This is a genomic window from Burkholderia sp. HI2500 (assembly GCF_002223055.1).
Classification (GTDB): domain Bacteria; phylum Pseudomonadota; class Gammaproteobacteria; order Burkholderiales; family Burkholderiaceae; genus Burkholderia.
In genome coordinates this window covers 665,139-690,318 of sequence record NZ_NKFL01000007.1, presented here as the reverse complement: position 1 = coordinate 690,318, position 25,180 = coordinate 665,139, and the positions used below count along the sequence as shown (strand labels likewise).

The following is a 25,180-nucleotide window of genomic DNA, read 5'->3' as shown; positions in this document are numbered from 1 at the left end:
GTCAGGCCTCGACGTCGATGTAGTGGCGGATGATGCTGCGGATCAGGTCGGCGTCTTCCGCGCCGACCTTCGCATAGATCGTCGGGCCGGCGGCCGATTCGGGATCGCCGGTGCGCAGCATCAGCTCGGCCCAGTCGATCAGGCGCCGCGTCGAGAACGCGCTGGCCAGATCCTCGCGGACGAACGCGGCGCGGCAGTCGGCCGCGATGGCCGCGAGCGTGTCGGCCATCGCCGCGGTCATGGCCGGGCCGAACGTGCGCTGCAGCACGCGCGCCTCGTCGGGCGGCGGCAGGTAGTCGAGGCGGTAGACGCGCCAGCGGTCGAGAAACGCCTCGTTCATCACGTTGGCCCCCTGGTACAGATGGCGGAACTGGCCCATCGCGCCCACCGCATTGGCGGTCGCGAACAGCCGGAACGACGGATGCGGGACGACGATCTCGTTGCCTTTCTCCTTCAGCAACAAGCGGCCGGCCGGTTCGAGCACGGCGGTCAGCACCGCGAGGATCGCCGGCTCCGCGAAGTCGATCTCGTCGACGATGAGCCACAGCCCTTCACGCATCGCGGTCGGCAGCACGCCGTCGACCCAGATCGTCTCGCCGCCCTTGACGGTCCAGAACCCGACGAAGTCGCCGACCGTCGTCTGCCCGTTCATGTTCGAGCGCAGTACGCCATGGCCGGCCAGCGCGGCGGCCTGCTCGATGAGGCTCGTCTTGCCCGTGCCGGTGTGGCCGATCAGCAGGATGCGCCGGTTCTCGACGATGTCTTCCAGCACGTTCGTCACGCGCGCGGTGAACAGGTAGGCCAGGTTCACCGGCGGCACGAGCGGCCCGCCCGGGCCGCGCGGCATCGGCACGCCGCCCACCTGCGCGACGTGCGCTGCGTCGCCGGCTGCCGCCGGTCGCGCCGCGTGCGCGCTTCGCAGCGCCTGCATGAACGCGCCGCGATGAGTGGGCGCCGCGCGATCGCCGGCTTCACGCCGGACGAAACCCTCCTGGATCCACTTGTGGAGCTTCGCGTCGAGGTTGTCCGCATCGACGACCGTATCGACGGAGGTGCTGCCGTCAGGCCGGTGATGCTGGATGCGGTACATGTGCGCGCGTTCGGAGCGGCTGACGATCCATTGCCCGGCGGACGGGTCCGCCAGTTGACGATAGACGCCGAGTACCGACGGGGCGGAGGAGGTGGAATCAGCGGGTGCGTTCATGGTGGCGAGCGAGAGTGGGCGGCTGGCGCTTCATGCCTGCGATGCATTGCGTCGATTGTATATTTTTGCCGTGAACGGCGACATTCGCGCGGGAAGCGATTCGCTGCGATCCGGGGCGGAGCAGGCGGCGGGGCGTTGCGCCGGATCGGCGGAGCGTCGTGGGCAATGCGCTGCAGCACGATCTTTCGGCTTCCTTGCTACGCCTCGAACCACGTTGCCGTGTTGATCCGCCGGCAACGTGGCGGCTCGTTGGCCCGGGTTTTTCACGAAGACAACCCGTCATGTCGAATCGCGGGCCGTCACACCTTGATCAATCGGGTGGAGTGTCAGTACCGTAGCAGGCTTGATCGCCGGGCTTCCATCGCGTGTCCCTGGGCAGCCCGGCTTGATATCCCATTGCGCGCCGGTCGATGACGCAGGCGAAGGAGTGTTGAACGTGACGGTGACAGGCGTGGACAAGGTGAGAATCCGTCGTGCCAGCGCACGCGATGCCCCGGCCGTGCTGGCGATCTTCGACGACGTGATTGCGTGGTTCGTCGCCATCGGCAACGACGGGCAATGGGGCCGCGAGCCCTGGTCGACGCAACCCCGGCGGATCGCGCTCGTGACCGACGCCTGCGCGCTGCCCGACGCGTGGGTCGCAGAGGATCAGGGCGGCCGCGTCCTCGGCGCATTGATCCTCGGCGAGTCCATGCCCTACGTGCCGCCCGCGACCGAGCCGGAAATCTACGTGCGCGTGCTGGTGGCGTCGCGCGATGCGCGGGCGCGGGGTGTCGGCCGGCGCCTGATGGCCTTCGCGGACGAGCGCGCCCGGGCGGCCGGGGTGGCGCGCTTGCGGGTGGACTGCTACGGCGGCGGGACCGGCGCGCTGGTGCGTTTCTACGAGTCGTGCGGCTATGAGCGAATTTCACCCTTCGACGTGGAAGGGTGGCCGGGGCAGTTGCTGGGGCGTCGTTTGTGACGGTGCCTGACCGAAGCCACGCGGCACGACAGCGTTCGGCCGAGCCCGGGAGGGCGTGCAGTTGGCCGTTTCAAGGCGAGCCGGAAACGGCGTGCTGCCCGACGGGATTTCCGTGGGCCGACGAACCGGGATGCGCGGGCGCGCCGTCCGCACCGTGCGCGACCGGCAGCGCCACCCGCACATAGAGAAACGCACGCCGCTCGCGATCGGGCAGCACCTGCGGTCCGTAACTGATCGTGACCGTGCCGTCGTGAATCTCGCCCGCCTGCGCGAAACGCCACGCGCCGGGATCGCTGTCGAGCAGGAATTCGGCGCGCGCATACGCCTGCGGTTCAAACCGCTCGGGAATCTCCACCGGGCGTCCGTCGAGCCTGTCGAGCAATGCTTCGACCACGTTGAAGCCATAGCCGTCGCGCACGATGTCGCAGATGAAGCTGCCCGCGATGCGCGGATTCAGTTCGATCACGTGCGGCACGCCGTCGTGCACGATGCAGTCCAGGTGTACGGGACCCCAGGTCAGCCCGGCTGCGGCCGTGGCGCGCGTCCCGACGTCGATCAGTGCGCGCAGCGTGCTCGCGTCGAGGTCGAGTTCGGACGTATAGCCGCGCTCGAGAAAGCCCGCCCCGTGCCGTTTCAGCTTGCGCAGCGCGCCGACGTACCGGCCGTCGAAATACTCGACGCAGTATTCGCTGCCGCTCAGAAATTCCTCGATCACGACGCGCTCGGTCGCGAGCGCTTGAGCGTCGGCTTGCCCGGCAGCGAGGGCGTCGAGCTGCGCACGGACCTCGGCGATGTCCTCGCAGCGCCGCACGCCGTCGCTCGCCGAGCCTTCCGACGGCTTGACGACGACCGGGAAACGCAGCGGGTCTGCCGCGGCCGCGAGCGCCGCCGGCGCGGCCAGCGTGCCCGTGACGAATTGCGCGGCCGGGATGCCGTGCGCGGCGAGCAGCGCCTTCTGGTTCGACTTCGACACCGCGTGCGCGACGTGGCGCGCATCGGGGCCGGGCAGGCCGAGCGCGTCGGCGACCCACGCGGCGGTGCGCGCGTAGGTGTCGTGTGCGGTCGTCACGCGCAGCGTGTCGATCTCGTCCGGATAGCGCGTGCGCAGCCAGCCGGCGAGCTGGCCGGCATCGGGTTCGAGGTTGATCGTCTCGACGCCCGCGGGAAAGACGCCGTCGAGACGGTGCCCGGGGGCGGTGATCACGGTCACGGCCGCTTGCCGCGCAAGCGCGCCACGCACGAGCGCGAGGCTGCTGCCGGTGGCGCGGGCGCCGATCACGATGAGTCGCTTCATGCTAGATCCTTGATCGAGGGCGGAAGAGGGGAACGGCATCGCGTGCCGGCTAGCGTGCGCGGCGGCGCAGGCGCTGTGCTTCGAGGCGCGGCAGCAGATGCTGGACGACGCGCGGCAGCGTGTAGATCGGCAACTGCGCGCAGGTAAACACGAGCGCCATGGTGGGCGTCGCCGCGAGCCCGAGCGCGGCCCACATCAGGCCGACGTTGCGATTGGCGACGATCAGCGCGACATTGAGCCGCGTGCGGACGTCGCCGGGCGTGAGCCCGTACGCGATGACCTGGAAGCCCGCGTTGACGGCGAACGCGAGGGCGATCGCGGTCAGCGCGCGGTGCGGCGCGTCGATGATCGATTGCTGCATGCCGGCCATCGTGCCGAGCGCGAACACCAGCAGCGCAACGACGACGGTTGCATCGATCGGTGTCGCATAGCGGTCGAGCCGGGCGCCGGCGAAGCGCCGCACGAGCAGCGCAACGCCCTCGGCGCTGCCGATCAGCAGCGCGAGCCGTAACGCGAGATTCAGCGGCGAGATCGACACGGCCGCATCGTGGCTGAACCAGGCCGTCAGCAGCGGCGCGGTGAGCGGGACGAACACCATCGACGCGAGGGTCGCGACGAGCGCGACGCTGGCGTCGAGCGACAGCATCCGCGCGATCGTCGACGTGCCGCTCGACGGCGGCGCGCAGTACGCGATCACCAGCGCGACGACCCAGTCGTACGGCATGCCGGCGAGCCGCGCGGCGATGCCGAGCGCGACCGGGCACGCGATCATCGTCGCGGCGGGCAGCAGCAGCGACACGGCCGGCCGCCGCGCGACCGCGCGCACCGCGCTGGGCTCGACGCGCAGCAGCGTGCCGAGCACGAACAGGAACACGGTGACGGGCATCAGCGGCCGCGCGAGAGCCGCGAGCGGCGGCACCAGCAGCCCGAGGCCGACGCCGCACGCGAGCACGGTCGGGCCGCGCCGCACCAGCGCGGCGATCAGCGTGCGCACGGGCGAGCCTCGGGACGACGGCGGACGGTCGCGCGACCAGGGCAGGCGGAGAAGGGCATGCGGATTCCTCGGGAGCGGGCCGTCGGGCACCGGGTATCCGCAAGGCTAATCCGGATTTTTTGCGAAGTAAAATGATATAACTGCGATCAGTAACAAGAGAAAGTGATATGAACATCCCTCTGCTCGAAACCTTCCGGGCCGTCGTTCAGGAAGGCAGCGCGCTGCGCGCGGCCGAACGGCTCGGCTGCACGCAGTCGAACGTCACCGCGCGGCTGCGCCTGCTCGAAGCGTCGCTCGACGCGCCGCTGTTCGACCGGCACGGCAAGCGGCTGGTGCTGAACGACGCCGGGCGTCGGCTGATTCCGTATTGCGATCGCATCCTGCGCCTCGTCGACGAAGCGACGCAGGTGGTGCGCGAGGCACCGGTCGCGCGCAGCTTCCGGCTCGGCTCGATGGAAAGCACGGCGGCCACGCGGCTGCCGGCGCTCGCCGCTGCATTGAAGGCGCGCGACCCGGCGCTCGGCCTTGCGGTGCAGATCGGCAGCGAACCGGATCTGGCCGATGCACTGCTGCGCGGCCGGATCGACGCCGCGCTCACCGCGCGCGCGGTCGTGCGCCCCGGGTTGCGCTACGACCCGGCGTTCGCCGAAGAGATGGTGCTGGTGAGCGCGACCACGGCCACGCGGCGGCAGGTGCTGGCCGACAACCCGGTGCGGCTGCTCGCGTTTCACGACGGCTGCCCGTATCGCGCGGTCGCGGAGCACTGGCTGAAGGCGCGCGGCATCGCGATCGAGTCGGTGGCGTCGTTCGGCACGTTCGGCGCGATCCTCGGCTGCGTGGCGGCCGGCATGGGCGTCGCGATCCTGCCGAAGCGGATCACGACCGAGCACGTGGCGCGCAAGGAACTGCGGGCGCATTCGTTCGACGATCTCGACAGTGTGACGACCTATCTCGTCACGTCCGACGAAGCGCCTGAGCTGCCCGAGCTCGATACATTGCGTGCGGTGCTGGGGCGGCAGGCGGGGGCGCTGCTCGGGCGCTAGCAGGGCGCACCTCGGCGCGCCGCACCGCGCCGCACGCGCTACGCCGGCGCAACCGCCCGTTCATCCGCGAAGAATTCAGCCTCGATCTCGCGAATCCGCCGGCAGTCCTCCAGCAGCCGCTCGAACGTCGGGCTGTACAGGCCGACGGTGCCGAGCGCCGTCTGCAGGTCGGTGGTCACGCGCAGCGTGTCGCCCACCCTCGCCCATTGCTTGAGCCCGACGAACGACGGCAGCGCCTGGATCGCCTGCCACGTGAAGTCCTGCCGCAGCACGCCGTTGCGCGACGACAGCAGCAGCACGTGCCCGCAGTAACCCCGAAAATCCGTCGGTGCGGCGACGTCACCGAACAGCCGCTCCGGATGCAGCACCGCTTCCACGGCAGCCGACACATGATTCTCGCCGCTGACCGCGCTCGTCAGCCGCGGATCGAGGCTGCCGTGCAGTCGCGCGTTCAGCTCGACGATCGTCGGGCCGTCGGCGGTATCGAACAGTTCGAGATGGGTCGGCCCGAAGCGCACGTCCAGCGCGTCGAGCACCGCGACCGCGTAGTCGAGCAGCGGCGCGTAGCGCGGATCGGCGTGATTCAGCACCAGCATCTTGTCGAGCCGCGGCGCATGCGTGCGGTCGCGGTGCACTTCCCACAGGCTGACCACCCGGTGGCGGCCTTCGAACGACACCGAATCGACGATGTATTCCTGCCCCTCCGAATAGCTCTGGATCACGATGTCGTCGTTCGGCTGGTTGTACAGCGAACGGGTGGCCAGCACGTCGCGCGCGGCGGCCTCGACCTGATCGAGCGTCCGGCAGATCTTCACGCCGGTCACGCCCGCGCTGCGCGCCGGCTTCACCACGAGCGGCAGCTTGCCGTACGCGCGCGCCCATTCGAGTGCGGCGTCGACCGACGTGCTGTGGAAATGGGCCGGGGCACGCAGGCCGGCCTGGCGAATCCGCTCGTTCATCGCGTACTTGTCGCGCCGCGCGGCCGACGTCGCGAGCGGATTGCGCGTCGGCACGTCGAGCCGTTCGGCGAGCGAGTCGGCCAGTTCGAGCGCCGCGTCGAGGCCGTGCAGCACCGCGCCGATCCGCAGGTCGCTCAACTGCGCGAGCGTCTCGTCGACATCGCCGTGATGCTGGACCTGGCGGATATAGTCGGACGGGACGAACTGGTTCCGGTAGATTTCCGGCAGGTCGGGGTCGCTGATCACGTGCGCGCAACGGATGCCGTAGGCGCGGAACGCGGGCGCAAGATAGGCGGCTGTCGACGCGCCGTCGACGATCAGGACGGTATCGATGAAGCGGTGCGGCATGGATTCCTCGCTGGGCTGTGGGATCGGTTGAAGGGGGCTTGGGCTCAGGCCCGCGGGCCGCTATCGGGCGCATTGCTGGGCGCATCGCCGGGCCAGCGCGCGGCCAGCACGATGCAGAGGGCGACGAGCACGGCCGCGACCGCGAACCCGCGTGCCGCGCCGGCCACGATCGCCGCGCCCTGGCCCGCGACCAGTGCGCCCAGCGCCGCGACGCCGACGGCTGCGCCCACCTGGCGCGCGGTATTGAGGATCGCCGACGCGGTGGCCGCGCGGCCGGCCTCGACGCTGCCGAGCATCGTCGAGGTCAGCGCGGGAATCGCGATCCCGCCGCCGATCGCCATCGCCGCGAGCCCGGGCGCCAGCAGCGCATACGGCGTGTGCGCGCCGAGCGTCTGCCACAGCCACACGTAGCCCGCGAGCGACACGGCGAGGCCGACGATGACGGTCGCGCGGAAGCCATGGCGGACGGCGAGACGCGCGCTCGCGATGTTGGCGAGCATGATGATCGTGAGCGGCGCGAGCGCGAGCCCCGACTCGGTCGCGGTGAAGCCGCGCGCGTTCTGGAAATAGAGGCTCAGCGAGAAGATCAGCCCGTAGAACGCGGCATTCGTGACCGCGCCGATCGCGAGCACGCCCGGCACGCGCGCGATCCGGAAGAATGCGAGCTGCAGCATCGGCGCGGCCACGCGCCGCTCGATCGCGACGAACAGCGCGCCGAGCACGACCGACGCGGCCAGCGCACCGGCCGCATACGGATCGCCCACCCCCTGCGCGCCGGCCCGGATGATCCCGCCCGTCAGCAGCGCGAGCACGAGCACCGCGACGATCTGGCCGGCCGGATCGAACAGCCGCGTGCGCGCGGCGGCCGAATCGCGCACGTGGCGCAGCGTGAGCCACAGGCCGGCCGCACAGATCGGCAGATTGATGAAGAAGATCGCACGCCAGCCGAGCGAATCGATCAGCAGGCCGCCGAGCGTCGGCCCGGCCGCGCTGATCGCGCCGCCCGTCGCGCTCCACCACGCGACGGCCCGCACGCGTGCGGCGGCATCGTTGGCGCACGCGTGCGTGATGAGCGCGAGCGACGTGGGCAGGATCATCGCGGCGCCCACGCCCTGCGCGACGCGCGCGACGATCAGCGCGGCCAGCGACGGCGCGAGCGCGCAGCCGAGCGATGCCAGCAGGAACAGCGCAAGGCCGTACGCGAACAGCCGGCGGCTGCCGAAGCGGTCGGCCAGCGTGCCGGACGTCAGCAGCAGCGCGGCGAACGATAGCGTGTACGCATCGACGATCCACTGCAGCCCGTGGACGCTCGATCCGAATGAATGGCCGAGGCTCGGAATCGCGACGTTGACCACGGTCACGTCGAGCTGGACGATCGCGAAGCCAAGGCTCGCGGCCGCGACGGTCGGGAAGATCGCACGCAGCGACGTGCGGTGCGGCGGCACGCCGGCGGCTAGCGTGCGCTCGAGTGCCGGCGCGCGATCGCTCATCGTGTCCTCCGCACCGCGTGGCGGGTGGGGCGGCATGCAGCCAACGGCGCGTCGTTTCCGGGCGTACTGCGCAGCAGATGGAATCGGTTCATCTAACGGGTTTCCGTGGGGCGGAGGAAGGGCGCCGGCTGCCGATCGACGGCCGGCGCATCGTCGAATCCGACAGAAAACTAGCATCGACCCGTTAGCGAATACAAATAATAACCAGCGATTTTTTAACAACTATTCGTGTTAAGAGACGGGGCGCATGGCGCGGCCCGTCGCCGGCTTCGTTGCTGAACTTATATCGAAAATTTTTGTTTGCAATCGAATTAATATCATTTCGCAATGCAATGACGGTCTCCTAGTCTTGTCGAGCGCCGGGCCCCGAGGACGGCTACGCGCGGCGGTAGAGCCATACCGCTTATCGACCTCCGATCTTTATACGAGAGACCTATGACCTATCTCGCAGATGCACGCATCGTTTTGACGGCAGCGGAATCGAGTCACATCCGGACGACGCTCGGCGCACTGGCCTATGATCCGGCCGGCGGTGCGGGCTACATCAGCGCGGTGCGCAAGCTTGCCTACACCGCGTTTCCCGACCGGGTCGTCGACGCGTTCGATCGCGCGAAGGCGCCGACCGCCGATGCGCACGGCTCGATCGAGATCGACAACCTGCCGATCGACGACGACGTGAAGGGCAGCCCGCGGTTCGAGGAAACCGGCCGCTCATTCAAGGCCGGCGTGTTGAGCGAGAACGTGCTGGTCGCGTTGAGCACGCTGGCCGGCGAGCCGTATTCGATTGCGCACGAAGGCCGCGAGCTCGTGAACAACCTCACGCCGCACAAGGCGACCGCGCGCGACTATACGGGCCTGGGCTCCGAGGTCGAACTCGATTTCCATATCGAGAACGCCGCGCAGGCGCACATGCCGGAAGGCGATACGTCGCCGTTCGCGTTGCTGCTGCTCGGCGTGCGCAGCGAGGCCGGCGGCGGCCCGTACACGCGGCTCGCCGATGCGCGTCGTGCGCTGCAGCTGCTGTCGCCGGACGATATCGCGCAACTCTACGGCGAGCACTACATCATCCGCGTGCCGTACCGGTGGCGCGGGGCCGCGCCGACGCCGCGCGACAACACCGACCTGAGCGCGGTGCTGTCGGGGCCGCTCGATGCGCCGCGCGTGACGGTCGCGTTCTATCCGGACATGGTGCTGGCGGTCAACACGCGCGCGCAGGAGGCGCTGGCCAACCTGTATCGCGCGGTGCGCGAGGTGTCGTTCGGCGTGCAGGTTCAACCGGGCAAGCTGGTGCTGATCAACAACCATTTCACGCTGCATTCGCGCGACCGTTTCGATCCGCAATACGACGAGAACGACCGGGCATTCCGCTGGGTGCAGCGCGTGTTCGTCGCGCGCAGCCTGTGGAACTTCCGTGCGTTCACGCCGCTGCAGGCGCGCGTGTTCGATCCGAAGGCGCTGTATGCGGGCGAGTCGCAAGCAACGCGCCCGTCGCCGGTCGCCCAGCCGGTGACGCGACGCGCGGCCGCGGCCGAACTCGAAGCGACGCCTGCCTGAGCGGGCCGGGAACGCCAGGCGGCGACGGACGGTGAACATCGTTCGGCCCGCCCGCGTTCCGCGCACGCGTCATAAAAAAATAAAGGAATCCGGAATATATGAAAAGAACAGCATTCCCCGTTGCGCGCGTCGCTCGTGTGCTGGCCGCCGTCCTGATCGGCGGCAGCGTGGCCGCGCAGGCCGCGACGTTCGACCTGAGCCCAGAGCAGCCCGGCCGGCAGCGCGGCACCGTGAACCCGGCGGTCGAGCAGGCGTTGCCGGCCGGCTTCCGCTTTGCCGAGGCGAACACGCTGACGATCGGTATCGCGCCGAACCTGCCGCCGCTCAGCACCTATGCGACCGATGCGCGAACGGTGGTCGGCTTCGATCCCGATCTCGCGCAGCTCGTCGCGGACAGCATCGGCCGCAAGCTGAAGCTCGTGCCGCTTTCGTGGGCCGACTGGCCGCTCGCGCTGCAGTCCGGCAAGGTCGACGCGGTGATCTCGAACGTGACGGTGACCGAACAGCGCAAGGAGAAATTCGACTTCTCGACCTACCGGAAGGATCAGCTCGGCTTCTACGTGAAGAACGGCAGCCGGATTGCTGCGATCCGCGAGCCGAAAGATGTTGCCGGGCTGCGCGTCGTGACCGATTCGGGCACGAACCAGGAAAAGATCCTGCTCGAGTGGAACCGGCAGAACGTCGCGCGCGGCCTCGCGCCGGTCGAGATCCAGTATTACGCGGATGCGGCCGAGCGCTGGGTCGCGCTGCAGTCGGGGCGCGTCGACACGATCTTCAGCGTGAATTCGATGCTCGCGTACCAGGCGTCGCTGCGCGGCGATGCGAAGCTGATCGGCACGGTGAGCGGCGGCTGGCCGCGCACCGCGGACATCGCGATCACGACGCGCAAGGGCAGCGGCCTTGCCGATCCGCTGACGGTCGCGATCAATGCGCTGATCGCGAACGGCAGCTACCGGAAGGTGCTCGGCCGCTGGAGCCTCGACGCCGAAGCGATCGAGCGGTCGCAGACCAATCCGCCGGGGCTGCCGCGTACCTGAACTGCCCGCGCGCCGATTGCTACGGCGCTCACGTGATCGGCCACTGCAGGATCACGATCCCGTCGTTGTAGTCGGCATCGGCGCCGTCCTCGGCACCCAGCCAGCCGAGCCAGACGGAGTCGCCCGCGGACAGCGGCGCGAGGCGCGCATCGGTCGCGGATGGCCTGCCGTTGGCCGACGCGTCGATCCGGATCTTGCCGCCTTTCGAGTTCAGCGTGAACATCCTGACGCCGTCCTCGCTGTTGCCGACGAACGATGCGGCCGGTTCCGGCACATCGTCGATGAAGAGTTTCAGGTCCTGCCGGTCGGCGGCATTCGCGTAGAAGATCGCCTTGAATGCCGTATTCGGCGGCAGCGTGAAGTGGCCATTGCGATCCGACGACGGCTTGAAACCGGGCTGCTTCGTGTCCGCCTGGCTCCCGGCGATCTCGATCGACGTTTCCCAGCGGAAATAGCCCGATACGGTGCCGTCGCGGTCGTATACGCCGAAATCGGCCGTACACGTGGTGGCGCCCGCGGCCAGCACGTCGCTGCGCCAGTAGTGGTCCTTCATCGGATGGCACGGCGGATGCAGCAGGTCGTCGGCATCCGGCACGGGCGTGGCCGCGTCGCGCACTTCGGGTTCGATCGGCGCGACGATGCCCGCATCCTTCAACGTGAACCGGACGAACAGCACGCTTACCTCGGCGCGCAAGGCCAGCGCGGTTTCGCGCAGGCGCAGCTGGTCGCCCGGCGACAGGCCGGTAAAGAGGCGGCTGTCGTTGTGGCCGAGCGGCGCGGCGTCGCCGGGGCTCACCACATAGAGATGCCGGCCGTCGATCACGGTCGGCGCGGCTGGATCCCGGCTTGCCTCCGGGTAGGCCGACAGCAACGTGACGGCGTCGACGATCACCAGCGCATCGCAACGAAGACCAGACATGAGCGCTTCCTCCGCAACAAGTGGATGATGCGGGCAGCCGCCGCGCGGCCGCCCGCCTGCCGCGATCAGTTATGGATCGAGATGAACGGATCCCAGGAGAAGCAGCCCTGGCTCTGGCAGTTGCGATCGATGATCTGGAACTGGAAGTGGTACGTTACGCGGCCGACTTTCAGGCACTCCGACGACCAGTAGTAGTTCGCGACCTTCTGGCAGGTCGGCACCTCGGGCTTGCTGGTGTTCGGCACCGGAATGGACGCTTCCGCGACGCGCGGTGTCGGCGTCGAGATCAGTTCGTTGCCGACGTTGCCGACGAACTTGTAGAACACGACCTGGTTCTCGAAGCCCAGCGACAGGCTCGTTTCACGCCAGCGGATCAGGTCGCCGACCTGCGCCTTCAGGTCGAGTTCGCCGCCTGCCTGCCCGGAGATGACGTTGTCCTGGTTGGTCACCATATAGACATAGCGCCAATCGATCAGCGTCGGTGCGGCCGGGTTCTTGCTGGGATTCGGATATTTTTTGAGAATGGTTTCGGTATCGAAAGAGACGAGCACATCAGTGACGCGTGACATAGAAGCTCCCGTTTGAATGAATGGGACTTATTGTTGCGCGAATTTCTTCGTGCGGCCGCCATCGCCTTGTCCTGCAAGGCTTCGTGCCGGTCAAGGCACGTGCAGGCGAGATGGCGAATGCAGATTATCCCGTTCGGTTAATTCCGGAAGCTGTAAAAGTAAACAGGGTATTAATGTTATTTCGGGCGGTAATTTTAAAATCGGCTTCAGTCGGCTCGATGCGTTACATAAATATAACGACATTGAACCTGTTAATCGAATGGCCGATGATGTCCGGCAGCGGCGGGCGGGGAAGGATTGCTTACCGGTAGGTCCACAGCCGGTGCAGCGCGAACGTGGTCGGCGGAACCAGCAGCGCGATCGCGACGATGCTCATCGCGCGGGAAGCTTCGAGCGCTTCGGCCGCACGCGCGAGCAGCATCGTTTCGACGAAGCCGGCCAGCGTGACCGCGAGAAAGCGCACCGCGTTGCGCGTGCCCACTGTCGACGAGAAGCTCCACAGCGTATTCGCGAGATACGAGAAGGCCGTCGCGCAGAGGAAGGCGATCGCGTTCGCCGTCACCAGCGTCGCGTCGAACCGCGCGAACAGCGCCGCGGCCACCAGCGTGTGGATCGCGGTCGAGCCGAGCCCGGACACGCCGAAGCGCACGAGCCGCGTGCGCTCGGCATGGAGCAGGGCGATCATGGCCGTTGGCGCGCGTCAGCGTGCGCCGATCCGCGCACGGGTCGGCTGCACGCGCCGGCGCGCGATCTGGCGGCGCGCATCGCGCGCGACCGGGAGTTCGATCACCTTGCCGTGCGCCTGGTAGCGGCGGCGGATCAGGTAGACGGGCCGCTGCTTCGACTCGTCGTAGATTCGCCCGACGTATTCGCCGACGACACCGATCCCGATGAGCTCGATCCCGCCGATGAACAGCGTGACCGAGATCAGCGATGCGTAGCCGAGCACCGGATTGCCGAACAGCAGCGTGCGGAAGATGATGAACGCGCCGTACAGGAACGCGAGCGTGGCGATGCCGACGCCGATGTAGGTCCAGCTGCGCAGCGGCACGGTGCTGAAGCTGGTGATGCCTTCCAGCGCGAAATTCCACAGTTTCCAGCCGGAGAACTTCGAGTGCCCGGCGCTGCGCGCGTCGCGCTGGTATTCGACGATCACGGTGCGGTAGCCGACCCACGCGAACAGCCCCTTCATGAAGCGATGCCGCTCGGGCAGGTTGCGCAGCGCGTTCACGACCTTGCGGTCCATCAGCCGGAAATCGCCGACGTTCTCCGGCAGTTTCACGTCCGACAGCAGGTTGTGCACGCGATAGTAGATCGCGGCCGCCGTGCGTTTCGCGAACGAGTCGCACGCGCGGTTGCTGCGCTTCGCCGCGACGACTTCCGCGCCGTCGCGCCAGTGCTCGATCATCACGGGGATCAGGCCCGGCGGATCCTGCAGGTCGGCGTCGAGCGGGATCACCGCGTCGCCGAGCGCTTCGTCGAGGCCGGCCGTGAGCGCCGCTTCCTTGCCGAAGTTGCGGGTGAGGTCGATCACGCGCACGCGCCGCTCGGCGGTGCTGATCCGGATCAGCCGGTCGAGCGTGTCGTCGCGGCTGCCGTCGTTCACGCAGACGATCTCGAAACGGATCGCATCGATGGACGTCATCAGCGGAATCACGACGTCGAAGAAGTGCTCAACGGCCTCGCCTTCGTTATAGAACGGCACGACCAGCGAGATGAGCGGTGTATAGAGTGGTTCCCGCATGATGATTCCCCTTGTGATGTCGTTTCACCGATGCGCGCCGATGGTCGGTCGGCCGGTGCGGCGCATTCCGTACGCCGGGCGGTGGTGCGTTCGGGCCTGATGCGAGAACGCGGTTTCGGTCGAGTTGTCGCGTGTGTCCGGCATCAACGGCACGTCGTGTCGTTCCCGGGCGATCCGGCTCACGAGCAGCCCGAGCGACGCCAGCGTGACGAGCGGCATGAACTGGAACGACAGATGCGGCACGACCGCGAGGCCCGTGAGCGGCATCAGCCACAGCAGCAGCAGCCATTCGCGATCGAAGCGGCGCCAGCCGTGCGTCCACGCATAGCGCGCGTACCACGCGATCACGATGCCGTACCCGGTCAGGTCGTAGTCGTACAGATAGGGGCTGACGAGCAGGCAGGCGCAGGCGAGGGTCGCGGCGCGCAGCGCGTACGAGCAGGCGCCGCGCCATGCATAGATGACGGCGATCGACGCGATCGCGGCCGACAGCAGCTGGAGGCCGTCCGCGACGACGGCGGGCCAGCCTGCCATCATCGCGAGCGCGAACACCGACGGCATGCGCACGAACTTGGCCTGGCCGGCGCCGACGATCGCGTAGACGTTGTCGATCACATGCGCGAACGTGAGCCACGGGCCGAACCCGAACGCGAGGGTCGAGAGCGCGACGCTGCACGCGATCGTCGCGGCCCACGCGGCCAGCGCGCGCCATTGACCCGCGCACAGCAGCGCGAGCGGGAACAGCACCGCGAGCTGCGGCTTCATCGTCAGCAAACCGAAGCAGATTCCGGCGTACGCCGGGCGGCGGTTCAGCGCAAGCAGGCCGGCGCCGGCGAGCAACGCGGTGAAGAGGCTGGTCTGCCCGGCAATCACCGTGAGGAACGCGCCGGGGAACGCGAGCGCGCACAGCCACGCGGCCTCGCGCTGCACGATCGCGCGGATCGTTGCCGCGAACAGTCCATACGTGAGCCCGAGCCACAGCACGCGCGCCAGCGTGTACGGCAGCCAGCCGAGCGGCAGCACGAGCAGCAGCATGGACGGCGGATAGAGCCACGGCAGCGTGCCTTCCGCGAGATTCAGCGCCGGAATCGCGAGCTTCTGGACCGCGAGCAGCGCGGGGAAATGCCATGCATCGGCCGCGTGCCCGTGCGCGGCGAGCCACGCCGCGCTCCAGATCGGCGAGAAATCCGGCGACAGCGGTTCCGGTGCGCCGTGGTGCGACAGGACCACGCGGAGCGAATAGATGCCGATGAACAGCAGTTCCGCCATCAGCACGGCGGCCGCATAAAGGCGCACGCGTTCGCGATTGAGCCAGTGCGGATAGCGGCGCGGGCCCGCGATCGGGAGTTCCGGATGCACGTCGGTGGCGGCATGCGCGTGGCGGGCGAACGAAGGCGCTTTCATGGCGTGGTCCGTGACGCGAGGGCCGCGCGGCGCACGACGACGAGCAGCACCGCGAGCAGCACGACCGGCCCGATCTGGGGCAGCTTCGTCAACCGGTTGAACATCTCGAAGACCGGCAGCAGCCACGCGAGCACGAGGATGCCCTGGTCGCCGGGCAGCCAGCCTTCGTCGAGGCCGTGCGCGATCAGGCAGAAGATCGCGATGCCGAGCCACGTCAGTTCGTAATGCCACAGATAGGGCGTCGTCAGCAGCGTGGCGACCGCCAGCACCGCGCCGCGCAGGCGCATGTCGGGCGTACGGCGCCACACATCGACGGCCGCGGCGATCGCGATCAGTGCGACCGCCGCTTGCGCGGCCAGCGCGGCGGCCACCGGCGCACCCGCGAGCCGCAACGCGGCGAACGGCGTCGGTGACGCGAACCAGTACGACGCGAGCATGAAATGCATGTCGCGTACCGTCGACATGGCCTGGCTCAAACCGTGCAGCGCGCCGGGGCCGGTCAGTGCAATCCCGGCCGCCGCGAACAGCGTCGCGCTCAGCGCGGCCGCCGCGAACGTGCGCCATGCCCGCGCCGCGATCAGCACGAACGGAAACACGACGGCGAGTTGCGGCTTGATCGCAAGCAACCCGATCACCACGCCGGCTACGATCGGGCGCTTGCCCAGCAGATGCAGCGCGAGCGCGGCGAGGCCGGCGGTCAGGACGCTGTTCTGGCCGAACAGCGCGGACAGGCACACCCCCGAATACGCGACCACGACGAGCGTGGCGGCGCGCGGGTGGGGAAGATGCGCGCGCAATCCCGACAACCGCGAGACTGCGAACGCGTAGCATAAAAGACTGCCCGCCAAAAAGAGGAAATACGCGGGCAGGAAAGGCACAAGGGCAAGCGGCGCGATGAACAGCAGCATCGTCGGCGGATAGAGCCAGGGAAGCGGCTGGTGCTGCAGAGACGCACCGAAGTGCGCGAACTCGGCCTGCTTGAATGAGGAAATGTCGTAGACCGATGCGGCGTGGCCTTGCAACACGAGATGCGATGCGGTCCAGAAGACCGAGAAGTCGGTGCCGGGTCGGACCGTGGTGGTCGACGTGAAGCCGTCGGTCACGATCCCCCACAGGATCAGCAATGCGGTGAAGAGCATCAGCATGATGCAGCTGTACGGAATGATCCGGTCGGCTGTCAGCCATTGGATGCGGCGTATTGCACGCCCGCGGATTTCACGGTTGGCTGTGTACATGATTCCCCGTCTGTCGTGAAGGCTGCGTGGTCTTTCACAGCCGTTTTCATGTTGTCGTGCCCGCGGATCGAATCGCGCCGAAATCGCGTTGTCCGGTGAATTCATTGTTGAAGAAAAAATCGCGCGATGCAAACCGCACACGGACGGCGGGTATTTAAATTGTTCAGCGATACGCGTGAAAACCGCGTTTTTACGTATGAGAAAACGGCGCGACCGGTTCTCATGTATCTCGCTTGAAACATTCCGCGTTTTTTACCGGGTTTGCGTGCCGCCGATACCACGGCGCCCGAGCGGCCGGATGCGTTCGGGAAAGTCCCGAGAAAAAAATTGAGACCCTTGTTGCAGCGCGGCGACCGGCGTTCAGGCGTGCAACGCGTGCGCGGGCGGATCGATCAATTTTGAAACATTTCGCGCATCGCGCCTCGGGCCGGGGAGGACGGGCATCGCTGCAACGCTTGATACGCCTGGATTTCGTTCAAGGTGGCCTGCTCTTTGCGTAAGCGTTGGCACGGCAGTCGACGAGGTGACGACCGGGCGGTTCCGGCAAAGGACAGACGGAACCCGTTGCGGAATCACCTGCGGAAAGGAAGGCCGGAGCGCGACGGGGAACACGCAGCTCCAGGTCGATCAACCGAGCAAGACTTCGTCGAATGACCCATGAGACCCGGTAGCGTCAGGGCAATAAGAAATCGGCATGGCAGCATTGGGGAATAAAAATGAAAGACCACAGCACATTGCGGATCGCAAACCGCATTAAAGACACATTGCGGATTTTCCGGGAGTTTATCTCCCGTTCAACAGGATTCCACGCGTCGAACGGCAGTCGTGCCGTTCGGGTCGATCGGATCGTCCGGTTCATCCGGCCGGTCGCACCGTACACGCCTCTCTCGCTCACTGCCTCATTGATACCCGTTCGCACGGACAGGGGTGTCTATCCCCGCTCCCGCAGCTGAGCGACGCATTCCGATTTTTCGAGTAGTGCCGGTGGTGCCCACCCCCGACGTCCTGACGGACGAAGGGTATTTAATAGCAGTCCGAAAGGAGAATGCTCATGTCAAGAATCATCGAGAAGATCGCCTGGCTCGTCGAGGATCAGGGCGGCGTGACGGCCATTGAATACGGCCTGATCGCCGCGCTGATCGCGATCGGTATCGTCGCCGCGTTGACGACGGTCGGTACGGATCTGAAGACCGTCTTCAGCACGGTCGCCGACGATCTGGATTCGATCGTTGCTGCGATTTGATGGACGGTGCGGCGAACGGCTCGTCCGATTCGTTCGTTGGCACCACACGGCATTAACACCATGCCTCGACGTATCGATGCCGGATCAATCGATCCTGCCGGCACGCGAGGGATCTGAAAGTGACTACGCAAGGAGATCATCATGTCCAAGTTCATTCAACAAGCCAGCCGTTTCCTCCGCGACGAAGACGGTGTGACCGCCATCGAATACGGCCTGATCGCCGCACTGATCGCCATCGGCATCATCGCCGCGCTGTCGACGGTCGGCAAGGACCTCAAGACCGTGTTCACCACGATCGCGGACGACCTCGATTCGGCGGTCGCAGCCATCTGATGGATCGTGCCGCGGACGGCTCGGCCGGTGCAGCGCTCGAGCCGTCCCCGGCCATCTGATCGACCCGGAACCGGAGACCATCATGCAAGCCACGATGCGCGTCGTACGTCGCTGGATCAGCGACGAGCAGGGTGTGACGTCGACCGAATATGCATTGCTCGGCGCGATGTTCGCCGTTGCGGTGCTGGGCAGCGTCGTCACGCTGAAAGGCTCGCTTGCCGATACGTACGAGGTGATCGCGACGGCCGTGACGGCCGCCGTGGCCACCGCGCTGGCAATGGTTTCCTGATCCGCCGATTCCATTGAATCCACCGATTCCACCGATTCCACCGCGAGGTTCGCCATGCTCCCTGTTGCGCCGCCTTATCCGGTTCCGTTGTGCGTGACGCTGCTTGCTGTCGCCGCGGCCAGCACGGACATCGCGACCCGTCGCATTCCGAACCGTCTCGTCCTGCTCGGCCTGGCCGGCGCGCTGGTTGCCCAGTGCCTGTTGCACGGTGTCGTGGCAGGTGCGCTCGGATGGCTCGCCGGCGCCGCGACCGGCTTCGGCATGCTGCTGCCGTTCTACCTGTTGCGCGGCATGGCGGCCGGCGACGTGAAGCTGATGCTCGCGATCGGCGCCTGGGTCGGCGCGGAAATGACGTTTTACATCGTGCTGGCCACCTTCCTGGCCGGCGGGATCGGCGCCATCGCCTTCGCGCTGTTGCGCGGGCGGATGCGCCAGATGTGGGCGAACGTGCGCGTGTTGATCGCGCGGCGCTTGCAAGGCGCGAGCGCCGAGGCCGCCCGCGGCCCCGTCGAAATCGCATCGGTCGGCACGCTGCCGTACGGCGTGGCGATCGCGGCCGGCACGCTGGGCATGTTGTTCGTGTCGTGCGCATAGCGCGACGCATCCGCAACGAGGACGCAACGATCATGAACACGAATCACACCGAACCGAGACGCGACGCACAGGTGGCACGCCTGCCTGATCCGTTGCCGTCGCGGGAAGTGCATACGAAGCTGGGCGCGCAGTTGCCGGCGGCGCCGCGCTCGCTCGAGGAAACCGGGTTGAGCATGACGTTCGTTGCCGGCCTCGTGCTGAAGTCGACACTGATGCTCGGCCGCCCGTCATACGGCGACCTGGTCGAACGGCACTGCCTGTCGCTCGCGGTGCTCGACGACGTCTTCGCATTCCTGGTGCGCGAGCACCTCGTCGAGCTCACCCATCGCGGCGCGACCGATCTCGACGTGACGTTCCGCCTGACCGACGCGGGCCGCGTGCTCGCGCTGGAAGAACGGGCGCGCAGCGGCTACAGCGGTCCCGCACCGGTGACGCTCGATGCCTATATCGAATGCCTGAACGCGCATTCGGTGCGCAAGCTGCGCATCAGCCAGAACGAAGTGTGGGCGGCGTTCGAAGGCATCGTGATCGACACGTCGCTGCTCGATGCGGCGGCGGCCGCGCTGAACGCCGGCCGTCCGCTGCTGATCTACGGCCCGGCCGGCAGCGGCAAGACCTTCCTCGCCGAGCGGCTCGGCTCGCTGATGCGCGGCCGCGTGCCGGTGCCGCACGCGATCTGCGCGGCCGGCGAAGTGATCCAGATCTACGACCCGCTCGTGCACGTCGACGCGGGCACGCCGTCCGGCGGCCTGTCGGTCGATCGCCGCTGGCGCCTGTGTCAACGGCCGGTCGTGATGTCGGGCGGCGAGCTGACGCTCGACGAGCTCGACCTGCGCCGCGACGAGGCCGCCGGCTTCTACCAGGCGCCGCCGCACATGAAGGCGAACCTGGGCATGTACGTCGTCGACGATCTCGGCCGCCAGCGCGTCGAGCCGCGCGACCTGCTCAATCGCTGGCTGCGTCCGCTCGATCGCGGCGTCGATTTCCTGACGCTCGAATCCGGCAACCGCTTCGTGATGCCGTTCGACGTCTGGCCGGTGTTCTCGAGCAACCTGTCGCCGGAGCAGCTGGGCGACGACGCATTCCTGCGCCGCCTCGGCTCGAAGCTGCACGTCGGCGCGATGTCGATCGACGACTACCGCCAGGTGTACAACGCGGCCTGCGCATCGCTCGGACTCGTATCGGCGAGCGATGCATTCGACTACCTGCTGCATCGGCTGCACCTGCCGACCGGCAAGGCGTTTCTCGCCTGTTTCCCGGCGGACCTGCTGCGTCTCGTGGCCGCCGGCGCGCGTTACCGCGGCGATCCGCCCGAGGTGACGCACGACGCGCTGTACGACGCATGGGCGAGCTATTTCGGCACGGTGCCTGAACGGGACGGCAGCCATCCGCCGCCCGTCGAGCGCGGCGGGCGCACCTACATCACCGGTTGAGCCGTTTCTTTCACGATTCGTCGAGGAGCATTGCCATGAAAAACAGTCGAGCGGTCATGATGCTGGTCGTCGCGATGGTCGCGGGTCTTGCCGCGGTCGTATTCGCGTCCCACTGGCTGGTGCAGACATCCACGAGCTCGGTCACGCCGGTCGCGGTGGCCAACACCGACCTGAACCTGGGCGAACCGCTCGGGCCGAACCAGATCCACATGGTCAGCTGGCCGTCGGGCAGCGTGCCCAACGGCGCGTTCACCGATACGAAGGGGCTCGAAGGGCGCGTCGTGCGCACCAGCCTCGCACGCGGCGAGCCGGTGATCGAGTCGAAGCTCGCGCCGGTCGGCACGAAGGGCGGGCTGTCCGCGGTGATCGCCGACGGCAGCCGCGCGATCACGGTGCGCGTGAACGACGTGGTCGGTGTCGCGGGCTTCGCGCTGCCGGGCAACTACGTCGACGTGATCGTCAACACGCAGGAACAACAGGGCAAGACCGACGGGCAGAGCATCTCGAAGATCGTGCTCGAGCACATCCTCGTGCTCGCCGTCGCGCAGCAGGTCAGCCGCGACGACACGGCGCCGAAGGTCGTCAACGCGGTGACGCTGGAAGTCACGCCCGACCAGGCCGAACGGCTCGACCTCGCGCGCAGCGTCGGCACGCTGTCGCTCGTGCTGCGCAACCAGGTCGACCAGAAGACGCTGAACACCGACGGGGCGACCAAGCTGACGCTGCTCGGCAAGGAGCCCGCACCCGAAGCGCCGCCGGCACCGGCCCGTGTGAAGACGGTGCGCGTGCACGTCGCATCGCACGCGGCGCCGGAAGTGCGGCGCGACTGCGTCGGCGTGCTGACGGGCGTGAAGGGCAGCGTCGAGTGTTTCTGAATCAGATCATCGAAGTCACATAAACGGCCGCCGGCAATGCGCGGCGGCCCTGGAAGTCGATAACCGGCACGGCGCCGGTCTCTCGGGGGATCAGACGAAATGAAGATCAAACCGCAATGCACAGGTACCGGCCCGCTGCAGACACGCGTCGCACGGGGCACGATGATGGCCGCGATCCTCTGTTCAGGATGGCTGACCGTTTATGGCGCACTCGCGCAGGAGGGCGTCGAGTCGGCCGCGCTGACCAAGGGCGGCGCCAGCGCGCCGGCCGCGGTCGGCAAGGGGCCGATGCAGATGACGATCAGCATGGCGCCGGTGGCGGCCGCCGCGCCCGCCGCAGCGGCGGGGCCGCTGCGCGGACCGAACTGCGTCGGCGCCGTGCGCGAATCGACCAGTGTCAGCGTGCCGCTGGGCAAGTCGCTGCTGGTGCCGATGCCGGAGCCGGTCCGTAATCGGACGATCGGCAATCCGGCCGTCGCGCAGGCCACGATGGTGTCGCCGCAGACCCTGTACATCCTCGGGCTCGCGGTCGGCACGACCAATATGATCGTGCAGGGCAAGAGCGGGGCATGCCGCGTGATCGACGTCGCGGTCGGCGCGGATGCCGGCGGCCTGCAGGCGTCGCTGATGCAGCTGATGCCGAGCGAGCGCGACATCCACGTGTCGACCGCCGCCGGCACGATCGTGCTGGCCGGCACCGTGTCGAGCTCGATGGCCGCGCAGCAGGCCATGCAGATCGCCAGGGCGTACGGTGACAGCGCGGGCGATCCGGCGGGCGGCGGCAAGGCGGGCGGGGTGCTCAACATGCTGAACGTCACGTCGCCGCAGCAGGTGATGCTCGAGGTGAAGGTGGCCGAGGTGTCGAAGACGCTGATCAACCAGATGGGCAGCGCGCTCAACATCCAGGGCGGCTTCGGTTCGTGGAGCGGCGCGCTGGTCAGCAACCTGCTCGCGGGCGTCGCCACCGGCATCGCCTTCAGCAAGGCGAACAACAAGCCGTTCAACCTCGCGGCCGACGCGCAGAACACCGACAACATGGTCAAGATCCTCGCGGAGCCGAATCTCGTGACGATCAGCGGCCAGGAAGCGACGTTCCTCGCCGGCGGCAAGATCTTCATCCCGATCCCGCAGAGCGGCAGCAACGGCGTCTCGTCGATCACGCTGCAGGAAGAGGAGTTCGGCGTCGCGCTGAAGTTCACGCCGACCGTGCTGGGCAACGGCCGGATCAGCCTGAAGGTCGCGCCGGAAGTGTCGGAGCTGTCGCAGACGGGCGTCACGCTGAGCGCGTCCAACATCGGCGGCACGTCGATCCTGCCGCTGATCACGACGCGGCGCGCATCGACGACGGTGCAGATGGGCGACGGCGAAACGTTCGCGATCGGCGGGCTGATCAAGGACAACGGGACCGGCGCGCTGAAGGCGCTCCCCGGTGTCGGCGAAATTCCCGTGCTCGGCGCGCTGCTCCGCAGTACATCGTTTCAGCAGGACCGCACCGAGCTGATCTTCGTGATCACGCCGCACCTGGTGAAGCCGCTGCAGACCGCCGACGTGCCGTTGCCGACCGACAGCTTCTCGAAGCCGAACGAAGTCGACGTGTATGCGACCGGCAACATGGAAGGCCGCGGCGGTGTTCGCAAGCACGGCGCCCAACCGGTGAACGGCGCGGCAGCCGCACCGCAGACCCCGGCCCAGGCACCGGCCCCCGCACCGGCACCGCAATCGGAAGCGCCCGCCGCCCCGGCCGCCGCGCTGCCCGCGCCGCGCGCGCCGCAGGGGACGGACGCGCAGCCGCCGGCGCCGGCCGAGCCGCAGAAGACGCCGGCACCGGTTGCCGCCGCCGTCTCGCAGCACGAATCCGCCAACGCGGCCCGCATCGCGCGTATCGAAGCCGCCGCCGCCCGTCTTGCGGCGGCCGGTTCCGACACGCCGGCCCAGCCCGCGGGGCAGCCGAAGCGCCGGACACCGGCGGCGGCCCATGCGCAGCAGGTCGTGCGCGTGAGCGCGGCACCCGAATCCACCGATCGTTGAAGCCATCCAAGGGGACGCTCATGAAATCCGCCTACCTCGTCATCGTGCGCCGCGTGGCGCTCGCCGCACCGCTCGCGTTCGCGCTTGCCGGCTGCATGTCGTCGACCCCGGTGTGGGACACCCGCTTCGGCGATTCGGTCCGCGCCGTGACCCAGGCCCAGATCATCGACCCGCATGCCGCCGACCACGCGGCCTCGGTGTCGGCGCCGGGGGTCGACGGCGCTGCCGCCGCGGCCGCGCTCGACAACTACGACAAGTCGTTCAAGCAGACCGTGCCGCCCGCCAATGCGTTCGTGATCGGCATCGGCAAGTCCACCCAGTAACGACGGCACGCTCAGGGAGAACGCCATGAACAGCGCAGCTCGCCATCCGAAAGTCATGCGTCGCAGCCTGCATCGCCAGCGCGGTGCCGTCGCGATCATCGTCGGTCTCGCACTGGCGGTGATGATCGGGTTCGTCGGCCTCGCGCTGGATCTCGGCAAGCTGTACGTCACGCGCAGCGAACTGCAGAACAGCGCCGATGCGTGCGCGCTGTCGGCCGCGCGTGACCTGACCTCGGCCATCAGCCTGTCGGTGGCCGAGGCGGACGGCATCGCCGCCGGCCACCTGAACTTCGTGTTCTTCCAGAACAAGTCGGTGCAGATGTCGACGAACGCGAACGTCACGTTCAGCGACTCGCTGTCCAACGCGTTCCAGACGAAGAACTCGGTCACGAAGCCGGCGAACATCAAGTACGTGCAGTGCACCGCCACGTTGAGCAACATCGCGCACTGGTTCATCGAGATACTGAACGTGCTGCCGGGCACGAAGCTCGCGAACGCGGCGGAGGTGTCGGCCAGCGCGATCGCCACCGTCGGCGGCGGGCAGACGACCTGCGCGATTCCGGTGTTCGTGTGTCGCGGCCCGTCCGATCCGGCCTACAAGGTCGGCGACTGGATCTCGTCGCCGTCCGGGTCGTCGTCGACCTACGGGCCGGGCAACTTCGGCTGGGCGGCGCTCGACGGCTCGACGAACGAACCGACCCTCGCGAGCGAGCTGTCGGGCAATACCTGCAACATCACGAGTCCGCCGGATCTCGCCACCACGGGCCTGAAGTCGGCGTCGCTGCGCGCCTGGAACACGCGCTTCGGCATCTACACGAATGGCGCGAACGGCTCGAGCGGCCAGCCCGACTTCACCGGCTACGCGTATGTCGGCCCGAACTACGGGCCGCCCGGAACGGCCGGCATCAAGGGCGATGCGTACACGCAGTTCGTGGCCGACCGCGCAGCCTTCAAGTCCTACCAGGGCGACGGCGCGCCGCCGACCGGCAGCGGGATCAACACCAACGGCACCGCGACGGCGAGCAACTACCAGAATTATGGCAGCGACCGCCGTGTCGCGCTCGCGCCGGAAGGCGACTGTTCGACGCTGAAGGGCAGCAGCGGCAAGGTGCACGTCACGCAATGGGACTGCGTGCTGATGCTCGATCCGCTGCCGTTCAGCTCCGGCAGCGGCGCGATCGTCGCGCACCTCGAATACCTCGGCTCGTCGGTCTCCGGCAACAATCCGTGCGCGACGCACGGCTTGCCGGGCAGCGGCAGCGCGTCCGGGACCCAGGTCCCGATGCTCGTTCAATAGCGGAGAGCGG

Annotated in this window: 24 protein-coding genes; 13 read left to right on the top strand and 11 right to left on the bottom strand. The window is 67.8% G+C overall.

All coding sequences use genetic code 11. The features are described 5' to 3' along the window. Position 1 precedes the first annotated feature (1 nt). Positions 2-1,204 carry an AAA family ATPase gene (locus CFB45_RS35375; RefSeq protein WP_089429743.1) on the bottom strand — a complete coding sequence of 401 codons (1,203 nt, stop codon included), beginning with the start codon at positions 1,202-1,204 and terminating at the stop codon, positions 2-4. 436 nt (positions 1,205-1,640) lie between these two features. Between CFB45_RS35375 and CFB45_RS35370 the strand changes: the two genes are divergently transcribed. Further along, entirely contained in the window at positions 1,641-2,165 is a 525-nt protein-coding gene (locus tag CFB45_RS35370; RefSeq protein WP_089430127.1) for a GNAT family N-acetyltransferase, read from the top strand. A 70-nt stretch (positions 2,166-2,235) separates the two neighbouring features. On the opposite strand, the gene CFB45_RS35365 is transcribed toward CFB45_RS35370, so the two are convergent. Both CFB45_RS35365 and CFB45_RS35360 read right to left on the bottom strand, forming a co-directional pair. Next, complete coding sequence (locus CFB45_RS35365; RefSeq protein ID WP_089429742.1) at positions 2,236-3,459, bottom strand: ATP-grasp domain-containing protein; 1,224 nt, start codon at positions 3,457-3,459, stop codon at positions 2,236-2,238. A gap of 49 nt (positions 3,460-3,508) precedes the next feature. Continuing rightward, a complete protein-coding gene (locus CFB45_RS35360) occupies positions 3,509-4,453 on the bottom strand; it encodes a hypothetical protein (RefSeq protein WP_089429741.1) in 945 nt (314 codons plus the stop codon). 167 nt (positions 4,454-4,620) lie between these two features. On the opposite strand from CFB45_RS35360, the gene CFB45_RS35355 reads away from it, so the two are divergent. Further along, complete coding sequence (locus CFB45_RS35355; protein WP_089429740.1) at positions 4,621-5,496, top strand: LysR family transcriptional regulator; 876 nt, start codon at positions 4,621-4,623, stop codon at positions 5,494-5,496. 38 nt (positions 5,497-5,534) lie between these two features. Here CFB45_RS35355 and CFB45_RS35350 read toward each other — a convergent pair whose 3' ends face one another. Beyond that, positions 5,535-6,803 carry an ATP-grasp domain-containing protein gene (locus CFB45_RS35350; protein ID WP_089429739.1) on the bottom strand — a complete coding sequence of 423 codons (1,269 nt, stop codon included), beginning with the start codon at positions 6,801-6,803 and terminating at the stop codon, positions 5,535-5,537. Positions 6,804-6,847: 44 nt separating this feature from the next. After that, positions 6,848-8,293, bottom strand: coding sequence for an MFS transporter (locus CFB45_RS35345; RefSeq protein WP_089429738.1), 1,446 nt, complete (start codon positions 8,291-8,293; stop codon positions 6,848-6,850). A gap of 435 nt (positions 8,294-8,728) precedes the next feature. Here CFB45_RS35345 and CFB45_RS35335 point away from each other — a divergent pair, with 435 nt between their 5' ends. Continuing rightward, positions 8,729-9,847 (top strand): TauD/TfdA family dioxygenase, encoded by a 1,119-nt coding sequence (locus CFB45_RS35335; protein WP_089429737.1) that lies wholly within the window; start codon positions 8,729-8,731, stop codon positions 9,845-9,847. A gap of 98 nt (positions 9,848-9,945) precedes the next feature. Next, entirely contained in the window at positions 9,946-10,884 is a 939-nt protein-coding gene (locus tag CFB45_RS35330) for an ABC transporter substrate-binding protein (RefSeq protein ID WP_089429736.1), read from the top strand. Between the two features lie 28 nt (positions 10,885-10,912). Here CFB45_RS35330 and CFB45_RS39695 read toward each other — a convergent pair whose 3' ends face one another. From CFB45_RS39695 to CFB45_RS35300, 6 genes are all read right to left on the bottom strand, one after another. Beyond that, a complete protein-coding gene (locus CFB45_RS39695; RefSeq protein ID WP_089429735.1) occupies positions 10,913-11,803 on the bottom strand; it encodes an AidA/PixA family protein in 891 nt (296 codons plus the stop codon). Positions 11,804-11,868: 65 nt separating this feature from the next. Continuing rightward, positions 11,869-12,372 (bottom strand): inclusion body family protein, encoded by a 504-nt coding sequence (locus CFB45_RS35320; RefSeq protein ID WP_011349899.1) that lies wholly within the window; start codon positions 12,370-12,372, stop codon positions 11,869-11,871. Positions 12,373-12,673: 301 nt separating this feature from the next. Then, positions 12,674-13,057 (bottom strand): GtrA family protein, encoded by a 384-nt coding sequence (locus CFB45_RS35315; RefSeq protein WP_089429734.1) that lies wholly within the window; start codon positions 13,055-13,057, stop codon positions 12,674-12,676. Positions 13,058-13,072: 15 nt separating this feature from the next. Beyond that, positions 13,073-14,116, bottom strand: coding sequence for a glycosyltransferase family 2 protein (locus CFB45_RS35310; protein WP_089429733.1), 1,044 nt, complete (start codon positions 14,114-14,116; stop codon positions 13,073-13,075). 24 nt (positions 14,117-14,140) lie between these two features. After that, positions 14,141-15,520: a glycosyltransferase family 87 protein gene (locus CFB45_RS35305; RefSeq protein ID WP_089429732.1), complete on the bottom strand. Its 1,380-nt coding sequence runs from the start codon at positions 15,518-15,520 to the stop codon at positions 14,141-14,143. Then, positions 15,517-16,755, bottom strand: a complete 1,239-nt coding sequence (locus CFB45_RS35300; RefSeq protein WP_089429731.1) for a glycosyltransferase family 87 protein — start codon at positions 16,753-16,755, stop codon at positions 15,517-15,519. The genes CFB45_RS35305 and CFB45_RS35300 overlap by 4 nt, the downstream gene beginning before the upstream one ends. Positions 16,756-17,806: 1,051 nt before the next feature. On the opposite strand from CFB45_RS35300, the gene CFB45_RS35295 reads away from it, so the two are divergent. The 9 genes from CFB45_RS35295 to CFB45_RS35255 all read left to right on the top strand — a co-directional run bounded on the left by CFB45_RS35295 (position 17,807) and on the right by CFB45_RS35255 (position 25,170). Next, positions 17,807-17,998, top strand: a complete 192-nt coding sequence (locus CFB45_RS35295; protein WP_039355485.1) for a Flp family type IVb pilin — start codon at positions 17,807-17,809, stop codon at positions 17,996-17,998. Positions 17,999-18,139: 141 nt separating this feature from the next. Next, complete coding sequence (locus tag CFB45_RS35290) at positions 18,140-18,331, top strand: Flp family type IVb pilin (RefSeq protein ID WP_089429730.1); 192 nt, start codon at positions 18,140-18,142, stop codon at positions 18,329-18,331. Positions 18,332-18,413: 82 nt separating this feature from the next. Next, complete coding sequence (locus CFB45_RS35285; RefSeq protein ID WP_089429729.1) at positions 18,414-18,620, top strand: Flp family type IVb pilin; 207 nt, start codon at positions 18,414-18,416, stop codon at positions 18,618-18,620. 54 nt (positions 18,621-18,674) lie between these two features. Then, a complete protein-coding gene (locus tag CFB45_RS35280) occupies positions 18,675-19,214 on the top strand; it encodes an A24 family peptidase (protein WP_089429728.1) in 540 nt (179 codons plus the stop codon). Between the two features lie 32 nt (positions 19,215-19,246). Further along, positions 19,247-20,647: an ATPase gene (locus CFB45_RS35275; RefSeq protein WP_089429727.1), complete on the top strand. Its 1,401-nt coding sequence runs from the start codon at positions 19,247-19,249 to the stop codon at positions 20,645-20,647. A 35-nt stretch (positions 20,648-20,682) separates the two neighbouring features. After that, the gene (gene cpaB / locus CFB45_RS35270) at positions 20,683-21,522 is read left to right on the top strand and encodes a Flp pilus assembly protein CpaB (RefSeq protein WP_089429726.1); all 840 of its coding nucleotides are present in this window, start codon (positions 20,683-20,685) and stop codon (positions 21,520-21,522) included. A 99-nt stretch (positions 21,523-21,621) separates the two neighbouring features. Beyond that, on the top strand, positions 21,622-23,550 hold the full coding sequence (locus CFB45_RS35265; protein WP_089429725.1) for a type II and III secretion system protein family protein: 1,929 nt from the start codon (positions 21,622-21,624) through the stop codon (positions 23,548-23,550). A gap of 20 nt (positions 23,551-23,570) precedes the next feature. Continuing rightward, positions 23,571-23,873 (top strand): hypothetical protein, encoded by a 303-nt coding sequence (locus CFB45_RS35260; RefSeq protein WP_089429724.1) that lies wholly within the window; start codon positions 23,571-23,573, stop codon positions 23,871-23,873. A 25-nt stretch (positions 23,874-23,898) separates the two neighbouring features. Beyond that, on the top strand, positions 23,899-25,170 hold the full coding sequence (locus CFB45_RS35255) for a pilus assembly protein TadG-related protein (protein WP_089429723.1): 1,272 nt from the start codon (positions 23,899-23,901) through the stop codon (positions 25,168-25,170). Positions 25,171-25,180: the final 10 nt, after the last annotated feature.